Raw genomic sequence first — 9,689 nt, 5'->3', positions numbered from 1 at the left:
TGTCGCTTCGGATATCCATCCACTGTGCTCCTTTCATTTCCTGACTCCCTTTCCGGGCTCTTTTTCGCCCTCTTGGGAGTCTATCTTTTTTTCGCCTCCTCCGCCACAAAACTACATTTTTTCCTCGGCGTTTTCTTTCATTTTATTACTGGCGCTGACAGGCCACAAGCCCGATGACCATGAGGAGCCAGTCCAGCAGCTTCGATAGCCGCCGCTCCAAAAGGGCTCCAAAAGTCTCGCATGGGGGCGCGGCCTCTTGCGCGAAAGGGCTCTCCCATGTATAATGGTCAAAAAAGATCCTTACAGGAGGCCGCCACATGGAGCTGAACTTTTCAAGTGACCTTGACTCCGCCAAACGTCTGGACGAGATCATGAACTCCTATTCCGGACGGGATCGCGGTTCGATCCTGGCGGATGAGCACTCCATGGAGGTGACGCTCTTCCTGCTGGAGCATGGAAAGATCACTGTCACGGAACACACCTATTCATACGACCAAGACATCCAAAGCGACAGCGAGATGATGGAGGTCTATTCGGAGCTGGCGCGGGAAACCCGCTGGAAGCAGTTCGCACACACAGAGATCGAAAGAATGCGCATCAACGCCCTCCGCCAGATGCGGCAGGAGGGAAAGCCGTCCTACGACGGAGAGTTCATGTGCTGGCGGGAGGGCCGGGTCTTTGCCCACTGCGGCAACCTCAACCTGCCACGGCTTCTGCTCTACCTTGCCAGCCATGAGCAGGCGGAACGGTTCTATCTTTTTACCTATCCATACTGGACGGAGGATCACACAGCGAAATACTACCGCTTCGACCTGTCCGAAACCGCCATCAAAGGCGCGGGGATCTACCGTGAATCCATCTGGGAGAAATTGCGGCAGGCGTCTGCGGCCAGCGTTGTCCTCCCTTCATTCCCCCAACAGGAGGACGATCCAGCGTCCCCGTCATAAGAATAAGAATACCAAAACCGATTAGAGCCAGAGCGCCGCAGACACGGCGCTCTGGCTCTTGCTTTTATCTGGAGGTGAAGAAAGTGCCCTATATCCATTTTACCGAGGAGCAGAAGCTCCGGGCAAGCGAGGTAGATCTGGTGGAGTTCCTCCGCCATCAGGGGGAGAAGCTGATCCGCTCCGGGCCGGAGTACCGTCTGGCCAGTGATCACAGCATCACCGTCCAGGGCAATGAGTGGTACGATCATGCCATAAAGGAAGGCGGCGGCCCCATCTCCTTCGTCCAGCAGTTCTATAACCTCTCCTACCCAGAGGCCATCACCTGTCTGCTGGGCGGGGAACAGGGAATCGTCTACGCTTCCGCCCAAAAGCAGAAGGAAAAACCCAAAAAGGAATTTGCCCTGCCCTCTGCCGGTCAGGAGATGCGGCGGATGTACGCCTATCTGCTCAAGCACCGATTCCTGGACCGGAACGTGGTCAATGCTTTTGTCCGGGCGGGACTGCTGTATGAGAGCTGTGAAAAATTCAAGGACAGAGAGTACCACAATGCCGTCTTTGTCGGTAGGGACGAGAACGGCGTCCCGCGCCACGCCCACAAGCGCAGCCTGAACAGCCTCGGCAAGACCTTCCGCATCAACGTGGAAGGCAGCGATCCCCGGTGCAGCTTTCACTACACCGGGACCAGCAGCCGCCTCTATGTCTTCGAAGCGCCCATTGACCTGATGTCCTTCCTCTCCCGCTACCCCCGAGGCTGGCAGGAACACAGCTTCGTGGCCCTGTGCGGGACCGCGGAACACGCCATGCTCTGGATGCTGGAGCGGAACCCCTGCCTTCGCACCGTCTGTCTCTGCCTGGATCACGACGAGGCGGGCATCGAGGCCAGCGGACGGCTGGCGGAGATCCTCCATGAACACGGCTATGACGATGTGGGGATGCTCCAGTCCGAACACAAGGACTGGAACGAGGATCTCAAGGCCCGGCGTGGGCTTCCCGTTCAGGAGGCGGAGGAGCATCCCCAGCTTATTGCCGCTTCGGAGGTCTGCGGCAGGATCGGAGTCTACATGGAGGAGTGTGTCATTCCAGAACGGGTAGGCCGTGAGCTGACAAATGCGCTCTGCGGATATGAGATGAATCTCCGCAGGGACTACCCGGAGGGAGCCGCGACCTGCATCGAGCTGGCCTCCGCGCTGGCTCTGTACACCTATGGCCGGGGGCTGCGACAGCTGGGTGAACCACATAGCAGTGAGGAACTGTTGGAGCAACTGCGGAGCTGTATCCATCCCCACCAGAATCGGAGCAGCCTGAACAGCCGCACCGCTGTGTTGGCGGAACAGGCTCATGCTGTTTTGAAGCTGGCCTCCAAGCCTGGCATCCGCAGTGAGGCGGAAAAACGACAGCTGACGGAAGGCTGGCTGGAGCTGGCGCTGTCCTGCGCAAAGATATCCGTCAAGTATGAGGCGGACGTTTTGAAACAGCAGCAGAAACAGGAACAAGCGGCACTGCAACAAGAAATGGGGTGAATTTATGACGCCGCAGACGATCATGTTAATTTTACTGGCGGGCGGGATGCTTCTGCTCATCGCCGCCGCCACGCACTTCTCCGGAAGTGGGAATCTGGACAACATCAAGTCCAAGACGGTTGGCGACGGCCAGCATGGAACCGCCCGCTGGGCCAACAGGAAGGAGATCCAGCAGACCTACCGGCACATCCCCTTCCATGTGAGCGAGTGGCGCTCCGGCAAGAATCTGCCTAAAGCACAGGGGCTGGTGCTGGGCTGTGTCGGGAAGAAGAACGCCGTCACCGCCCTGGTGGACACGGATGACATCCACTGCCTGATGATCGGCGCGTCCGGCGTGGGCAAGACGGCGTTCTTTCTCTACCTCAACATGGAGTACGCCTGCGCCAGCGGGATGAGCTTCCTGGCCCTTGATACAAAAGGGGATTTGGCCCGGAACTATGGCGCTGTGGCCTTGCAGCACTACGGCTACAAGGTGGCGGTGATCGACCTGCGCAATCCTACCAGGTCAGACGGGTACAACCTCCTCACGCTCATCAACCGTTACATGGACATCTGCCGGGAGCAGCCGTCCAATCTGGCGGCGAGAGCCAAGGCGGAGAAGTACGCAAAAATATTAGCGAAAACCATCATAAACCCAGAAGGTGATGCCGGTAATTATGGGCAGAACCAGTTCTTTTACGATTCTGCTGAGGGACTGCTTACAGCAGTCGTTCTCCTGCTGGCGGAGTATCTGCCGCCTACAGAGGAGGCTCCCCAAGAGCGGCGGCACATCGTCAGCGTGTTCAAGCTGGTGCAGGATCTGCTGGCGCCCAGCAAGACCGCCAAGGGCAAGAATGGCTTTCAGGTCATGATGGACACACTTCCCGACACGCACAAGGCCCGGTGGTTCGCTGGCGCCGCACTCAACTCGGCGGAGCAGGCCATGGCCTCGGTCATGTCCACGGTGCTGTCCAGGCTGAATGCTTTCCTGGACTCCGAGCTGGAGCAGGTGCTGTGCTTCGACAGTGCCATTGACGCGGAAGCCTTTGCCTCCCAGAAGTCTGCCATCTTCCTCGTTCTGCCGGAAGAAGACCCCAGCAAGAACTTCATGGCTGGCCTGATGATCCAGACACTCTCCCGTGAACTGTTCTCCGTGGCGGACGAGAACGGCGGCAAGCTGCCCAACCGGGTGGTGCTGTTCTGCGATGAGCTGGGCACCATGCCCGCCTTCGACATCCTGCCTCTGTTCAGCGCTGGCCGCTCCCGCAAACTGACTCTGGTGCCGATCATTCAGTCGCTGGCACAGCTGGAGAAAAATTATGGGAAGGAGGGCTCTGAGATCATTCAAGACAACGTCCAGGACACGATCTTCGGCGGCTTCGCCCCCAACTCTCAGACCGCCGAGGTGCTGTCCAAGGCCCTGGGCAGCCGCACCGTCATGAGCGGATCGGTGAGCAAGGGCGGTGGGAAAGACAGTGCCAGCCGCTCCCTCCAGATGATGGAGCGGCCTCTCATGACGCCGGATGAGCTGAAGTCCATCCCCAAGGGCCAGTTTGTAGTGATGAAGACGGGGACGCACCCCATGCAGACGCGGCTGAGGCTCTTCTTGGACTGGGGCATCTCCTTCGGTGATCCGTACCTGCTGCCAGAGCGGGCCGCACGCACTGTGGCCTATGCCAACAAGCAAGAGCTGGAGCAGGCCATCTTCCGCTGTCACCACGCACAGCAGACGGAGAGCGATACCCCTCCCACTTCCCCGGTTCCTCCGAAAACTACAGCCGCCAGAGGCGGCGCGTCCTACGCTCAGGCCAGACGCACCAGGCGGGAGCCTCCTCCCCCTGTGGTTGTCCGCACAGATGGGGGGCAGGAGTAGCCTATGGGATACTTTGAGAAGATCTATCAGTCCGATCTGAACCACCGGGCAAGGGCTGTGTATATGTACCTGAAGGATCATGCCGACAGCGAGGGCAAGTGCTGGCCGGGGATACGCACGATCTCCGCCGAGCTGCGGCTGTCCCGCTCTACCGTCAAGCGGGCACTGAATGATCTGTGCAGGGCGGAGCTGATCTCCAAGGAGCGGCGCTGGCGGGAGAACGGGAGTCTCAGCTCAAATTTATACCGGCTGAAGTAGTGCGAAAAAATATAAGTTCTCCGCCAGGGGGTTATTGCGCCCTGGCGGAGAACCGAGGGTAGGTCCACTGTGAACCAACCAGAAGGGCCCACTCTAAGGGAGACTTTAAGACAGAGAAAATGACAAACACGCTCTAAGGGTCGTTAGGATAGACACTGCTCTGACAGAAAGCCGAGCAAAGCCGACAGGTAGTGGCAGAACCGAAAGCCGTACATACCCCAAAATCCCGCAGCTATGAAATTACCTCCTCATGGGGCGATTTTACGGCATCAGGCCGTGTTGCTGCTGCCAACTATTCCGCAACTATGGGTTGCAAGCTGTGTTTTAGCCAGTTTTCGCAACAAAACTGATATGGCATATTACACAGAAATTACTCAATCGTCAAAAAGTGAAGTGGAAAACATGGAGCCGCCCCATTCATCTCCATCATCTGCATCTGCTGTAAAGTCTTTATAGTACGCTACAAAACTATCAATAATCTCATTTCTGGAACGGATAGACTCATTCTCAGCACCGCCATTTTTCAGACTATCTATCCATTCTTGGTCTATCATACAACCAACATCAAAATTTATTCCATGCTTTGCCTTTTCGAGCAGAGGTACATCAGCAATATTGCCGAGGCAAAATAAATAACCACAAAGTACCCGTATATATTCCGAACTGCCTTCTTGAAAGCACTCTATTTCCTGTTCAATCAAATTTCGGATTTCGCCTTTAGAGATTTCATCAAAGTCAAAACCATATTTTTGAACAAGCAATTCCGCTCTTTTTTCATTAGTCATACACCGCTCCCCCTATGCCAAACATAATTGTATTATTCCTCGCTCAATACCCCCGGCTCTTCAAATCCGCCGCCAGCTTTACATAGAACTCCCGCACATCGAAGCCCCGGATGTTCTCCCGGTTCAGATCCACCACGTCCCCGTGGGAGATGCCCCGCTTCCCCACCGGCTCCAGGAGGGTGAACCGCTCCCCCCACTTGGCAGATTCCACCGACACCAGCCCGTCGTTCAGGCCGTCGAAGTGCTTGACGATGGGGTATGTCATATTCAGCGGGAACTTGCCATGCTGGGCCTTCTTGCAGTAGGACATGACGCTCTCATACACCACGCCGGGAGCGTCGAGCGTCACCTCGTTCCGGGCAAGGCAGGCGCTCTCCGTCAGGTCGGTCACCGCCGCCAGAAAGTCCGGGTTGGGGTCGCCCATCTTCTTCATGGCCGCATTATAAGCTGCGGCGATTTTCAGCCGGGCGGCCTGGGGAACCTTGCCCAGCAGGTACTCGGCAAAGATGCAGCCCCGGTGCGGGGTGTTGATGGTGGTTAGGGTCGCCACATAGGGGGCCATGCCGCAGTGGGCGATGGCGGCCCGGCTGTCCAGCCCGCCCTTGGAGTGGGCGATGATGTTCACCTTCCCGCAGCCGGTTTCCTCCACGATCTGCCGGATGCGCTCCGCCAGCTCCTTCCCGCTGTCCTCCACCGCCGCTGCGGACTGCTGCTGGCCGTAGTAGACCGTGGCCCCGTTGCGCCTCAGCTCCTTGGGGATGCGGCCCCAGTAGTTGAGGCAGCGGAAGTCCCGGAAGAATACGCCGTGGACCATCAGAAGGGGATACTTCGTCTTGCAGACCTCGCTCTCCGCCCGAACTGCGTCCAGCTCCCACTTCTGGATCTCAAACTCCACTTCGTCCCGGCAAATGCAGAGGATCTTTGCCAGATACCAGAGGTTCACCAGGGGAATCCACCCGCACAGCGCCGCCAGGACGCGGTGCTTGATGCCCAGTTGTACCGAAGTGAGGTAGACCCGGATCATGCCATTCCAGAAGACAATGGCCTCCAGGATCACCGCCAGCAGCACGCCCATCGCGCCCCCAAAATACCCCCACCAGTCAAGGAAGCTGTCCTTCGCAATATCGGCACGCAGTATGTTCAGCCAGAGAAGCTGGAGCAGGACGGTGGCCGTGGCGGTCACGCAGAACAGCCACAGCAGCTCACAGCCCTCCGCCAGCCGCTGGATGCGCTTGGTGGGGCTGGACTTCGGAATGGGGCGGAGATTGACCCAGAGAAACGCCGCCGCCAAGGGCAGAAACAGCCACCCGGCACTGGAAACTGACCATTCGGCGTACAGCAGCCAGACCAGCGGCAGGGCGTTCGCCGCCGCCGTCAGCAGCAGGCAGTAAACAATGCGCCTGACATATTTCATAAAGCCGCCTCCCGTTCAACAGCGCCCACTGGCGCTTTTCTGCGTTTATAGTAGACCTTGCCAACGGGGTTGTCAAGGTGAGCGGTTCTTTTCAGAAACTGGATTGAACCGGGATGAAGATGATGGTATAATCAAGATGACAAATAGGTGTTTGAGGAGAAGAAATCAATATGAGGAATGCAAAAGTTGTCTATTGCATAGATGGCTTTAATGGCGTTGAGATACCTATATGTTCCATTAACGAATTATTATCCGTCTTGCAGAAGATAAAATCAGAAGCTTCAACTGTCATGGAAATCATATTTTCAGCCGACGTGGCGGTTGAAGGTTCAGGACGCTTGTCCGTTGGATTAAATGAGAACTGTATTTTGACTTACACATCAGAAGACTTTGAAGAGACGCTGACCTCTTTGGGAAATGAAGATGCCCAAGGAGATACAGAATATTATTTTGGTGACTATACACTGATGTCAAACAAATACATCATCCCCTTTGATGATGCTGTAAAAGTATTGGAAGTTTGGATTAACAGTGGGAAATTGAGTAATAGCATAAAATGGACAGACAAACTATATTGACTTTAGAGAAGCAGGTATAAAGGATTGAACCCACCATAGAAACACACGGCCTACGACAGCACCAAGATAGCCCGGGTGGCTCTCATACTCTTCCAGAGTATCATAACCCAGAACAACATCACGCTTGATGCCAGAACGATCCGGTATGCGGAGAGAACGAAGTGCGGCACCAAAGGTAATTATATCACAGGAGAGAATGCCGTTATCCAAAGTCAGGGTCTCCACGGCAAGATCGTCCTTGGTATAGCCAAAGAGTTGACGAGAGGAATTTAACATAAATAAAACCCTCCATAATAAAAAACTCAGCAATGAACAGAAATGAGAAAGCGGGGAAATACCATGCAAAACTATGTGTTTGGTGCAGACATCGGTGGAACAAGTGTAAAGCTCGGTCTGTTTTATGCCGACGGCAAACTTCTGGAAAAGTGGGAAATTCCAACCCGTACCGCAAACGGCGGCGTCCATGTTCTGCCTGACGTGGCACAGGCCATTGCAGAGAGCATGGGGCGGAATGGGATTTCAGCATCTCAGATTGTGGGCATCGGTATCGGTGTCCCCGGTCCTGTGGACGACAGCTTCACAGTCAATAAGTGCGTCAATCTTGGCTGGGATGTCTTTAACATCAAGGGGCGCATGAACGAGCTGCTTCCGGACATCCCCAATATTGCTGCGGGAAACGATGCCAATGTAGCGGCGCTGGGTGAGCTATGGCAGGGCGGAGGCCGAGGCAGCCGGAGTGCGGTCATGATCACCCTGGGCACCGGGGTTGGCGGAGGTGTGGTGTTGGACGGCAAAATCGTCGCAGGCAAAAACGGGGGTGCCGGTGAGATCGGTCACATGACGGTGGAGCCTGGAGAAATAGTGCCCTGCAGCTGCGGGAAATGCGGCTGTCTGGAGCAGTACACCTCTGCAAGAGGGATCGTTCGCATGGCCAAGGTCATGCTTTCCCAATGTGACACTCCCTCCAAACTGCGGGGAATTGAGGATTTTACATCCAAACACATCTGCGAACTGGCTGTGGCAGGAGATCATATGGCACTGAAAATCATCGACCGGTTCGGCGATTATTTGGGCCGTGCCATGAGCTACATTTCCTGCACAGTAGATCCGGATGTATTCATTATCGGTGGGGGCATGAGCAAGGCCGGAAATATCGCGACCGACGCGGTACTGAAATATTACCGAAAGTACGCCTTCCATGTATCGAAAGAAACCGGAGCAGCAATTGCCACGCTGGGTAATGACGCGGGAATCTATGGATGTGCAAAGATGGTTCTTGAATAAGAAATCAAATGGGAAAGGCTGTCGTCATGGCAGTCTTTTCTTTTTCCTATCTGATCATGGAGATGTATGGATGCCACGATCCGGACTGTTCTTTTTCTGGAAAAGCCTTCTGTACTCCGAGGGCGACACGCCCTTGTGCTTTTTGAAGAGGCGGCTGAAATACAGCGCGTTGTCGTAACCAATGATTGCGGATATTTCTGCCACATTGTAGTCAGTTGTTTCTAAGAGACTGACGGCATTGTTCATACGGATAGTTAGGAGATATTGTGCGGGAGGCTGGCCGATAAACTTCTTAAAGTTTCGCAAGAACCAACTTACGCTCATGCTACGAGATTTCGCATAGTCCTTGATCTGAATATCTTCATTATAGTGTTCTTGGAAATACTGTTGGGCGTACTCCATTTCCTTTTGTAGGTAAGTGCTGATGGTAGGGTTGCTCTCTTGGCGTGTGCGCTGGATCAGCAGAAAAATCTGCCGCAGATACATTTCCAGTAATTCCTGATATCCAGTACGGCAGGTTTGCAGCTCCCGGATCATTTCTTTGAACAGGTGCTGATAAGCAGAGGGAACCCCGGAGAAGAAAACATTTTTATCTGTAGGAATATCAAAATGCTTCAAAATTGCCTTTACATCTTTTCCCGTGAAGTGTACCCAATAGACCTCGGGTTGTTCTTCTCCGTAATACTCATAATGCTGTTCCTGGCGCGGTTGATAAAGGACCATGTAGCCGGCAGGTACGATTTCCTCCTGCCCGTTGAAAAAGAAGTGGGTCTTTCCGGAGGCCACATACAACAATTGATAGTCTAAACGGCCCCTGGGATGCCAGGTCGGGAGTTTTTGCTTTGTTCTCAGCCGGTAGGTACCGCAGCTGCCCACCAACAGCGGTTTGGACTTGTCCTTGATCGGTACGCGGGTGTTGTACAGATAACCTGAGTTGACATACATGCGGATCCCTCCCGGCTTTTTTCGGTCACAACATTTTTGTGCTGATGTGCTGTTTGGTTAATTGTATCATTTTGTGCATGTTTTGTCCAATGCAGTTTATAGAAAA

The 9,689-nt window shown here is 54.7% G+C and carries 10 protein-coding genes; 6 read left to right on the top strand and 4 right to left on the bottom strand.

Translation table 11 applies throughout. The features are described 5' to 3' along the window. Positions 1–317 precede the first annotated feature (317 nt). The 4 genes from D5269_RS12170 (at position 318) to D5269_RS12155 (ending at position 4,577) form a co-directional block, all read left to right on the top strand. A complete protein-coding gene (locus tag D5269_RS12170) occupies positions 318–947 on the top strand; it encodes a hypothetical protein (RefSeq protein ID WP_120485666.1) in 630 nt (209 codons plus the stop codon). Positions 948–1,030: 83 nt separating this feature from the next. After that, positions 1,031–2,467 carry a DUF3991 and toprim domain-containing protein gene (locus D5269_RS12165; protein ID WP_120485665.1) on the top strand — a complete coding sequence of 479 codons (1,437 nt, stop codon included), beginning with the start codon at positions 1,031–1,033 and terminating at the stop codon, positions 2,465–2,467. Positions 2,468–2,513: 46 nt separating this feature from the next. Then, a complete protein-coding gene (locus tag D5269_RS12160) occupies positions 2,514–4,319 on the top strand; it encodes a type IV secretory system conjugative DNA transfer family protein (protein WP_243126814.1) in 1,806 nt (601 codons plus the stop codon). Between the two features lie 3 nt (positions 4,320–4,322). Next, the gene (locus D5269_RS12155) at positions 4,323–4,577 is read left to right on the top strand and encodes a helix-turn-helix domain-containing protein (protein ID WP_120485663.1); all 255 of its coding nucleotides are present in this window, start codon (positions 4,323–4,325) and stop codon (positions 4,575–4,577) included. A 374-nt stretch (positions 4,578–4,951) separates the two neighbouring features. Here D5269_RS12155 and D5269_RS12150 read toward each other — a convergent pair whose 3' ends face one another. Beyond that, positions 4,952–5,362, bottom strand: a complete 411-nt coding sequence (locus D5269_RS12150; RefSeq protein ID WP_120485662.1) for a hypothetical protein — start codon at positions 5,360–5,362, stop codon at positions 4,952–4,954. A 43-nt stretch (positions 5,363–5,405) separates the two neighbouring features. Further along, complete coding sequence (locus tag D5269_RS12145; protein WP_120485661.1) at positions 5,406–6,776, bottom strand: triacylglycerol lipase; 1,371 nt, start codon at positions 6,774–6,776, stop codon at positions 5,406–5,408. A gap of 170 nt (positions 6,777–6,946) precedes the next feature. Here D5269_RS12145 and D5269_RS12140 point away from each other — a divergent pair, with 170 nt between their 5' ends. After that, a complete protein-coding gene (locus tag D5269_RS12140; RefSeq protein WP_120485660.1) occupies positions 6,947–7,354 on the top strand; it encodes an Imm1 family immunity protein in 408 nt (135 codons plus the stop codon). Here D5269_RS12140 and D5269_RS12135 read toward each other — a convergent pair. Then, the gene (locus D5269_RS12135; protein WP_120485659.1) at positions 7,346–7,630 is read right to left on the bottom strand and encodes a hypothetical protein; all 285 of its coding nucleotides are present in this window, start codon (positions 7,628–7,630) and stop codon (positions 7,346–7,348) included. The two genes, D5269_RS12140 and D5269_RS12135, sit on opposite strands and share 9 nt — an antisense overlap. Positions 7,631–7,693: 63 nt before the next feature. Here D5269_RS12135 and D5269_RS12130 point away from each other — a divergent pair, with 63 nt between their 5' ends. Continuing rightward, on the top strand, positions 7,694–8,638 hold the full coding sequence (locus D5269_RS12130; protein WP_120485668.1) for an ROK family glucokinase: 945 nt from the start codon (positions 7,694–7,696) through the stop codon (positions 8,636–8,638). 54 nt (positions 8,639–8,692) lie between these two features. Here D5269_RS12130 and D5269_RS12125 read toward each other — a convergent pair whose 3' ends face one another. Beyond that, entirely contained in the window at positions 8,693–9,583 is an 891-nt protein-coding gene (locus tag D5269_RS12125) for an AraC family transcriptional regulator (protein WP_016317171.1), read from the bottom strand. Positions 9,584–9,689 lie beyond the last annotated feature (106 nt).

This window comes from Anaerotruncus sp. 1XD42-93, from assembly GCF_009917605.1.
GTDB lineage: Bacteria > Bacillota > Clostridia > Oscillospirales > Ruminococcaceae > Anaerotruncus.
The sequence above is the reverse complement of the archived record's forward strand: the minus strand, read 5'-3'. Positions and strand labels throughout refer to the sequence as shown.

Coding starts and splice junctions, on each gene's coding strand:
- D5269_RS12170 (WP_120485666.1), top strand. CDS start 318: ATGGAGCTGAACTTTTCAAGTGACCTTGACTCCGCCAAACGTCTGGAC.
- D5269_RS12160 (WP_243126814.1), top strand. CDS start 2,514: ATGCTTCTGCTCATCGCCGCCGCCACGCACTTCTCCGGAAGTGGGAAT.
- D5269_RS12155 (WP_120485663.1), top strand. CDS start 4,323: ATGGGATACTTTGAGAAGATCTATCAGTCCGATCTGAACCACCGGGCA.
- D5269_RS12150 (WP_120485662.1), bottom strand. CDS start 5,362: ATGACTAATGAAAAAAGAGCGGAATTGCTTGTTCAAAAATATGGTTTT.
- D5269_RS12145 (WP_120485661.1), bottom strand. CDS start 6,776: ATGAAATATGTCAGGCGCATTGTTTACTGCCTGCTGCTGACGGCGGCG.
- D5269_RS12140 (WP_120485660.1), top strand. CDS start 6,947: ATGAGGAATGCAAAAGTTGTCTATTGCATAGATGGCTTTAATGGCGTT.
- D5269_RS12135 (WP_120485659.1), bottom strand. CDS start 7,630: ATGTTAAATTCCTCTCGTCAACTCTTTGGCTATACCAAGGACGATCTT.
- D5269_RS12130 (WP_120485668.1), top strand. CDS start 7,694: ATGCAAAACTATGTGTTTGGTGCAGACATCGGTGGAACAAGTGTAAAG.
- D5269_RS12125 (WP_016317171.1), bottom strand. CDS start 9,583: ATGTATGTCAACTCAGGTTATCTGTACAACACCCGCGTACCGATCAAG.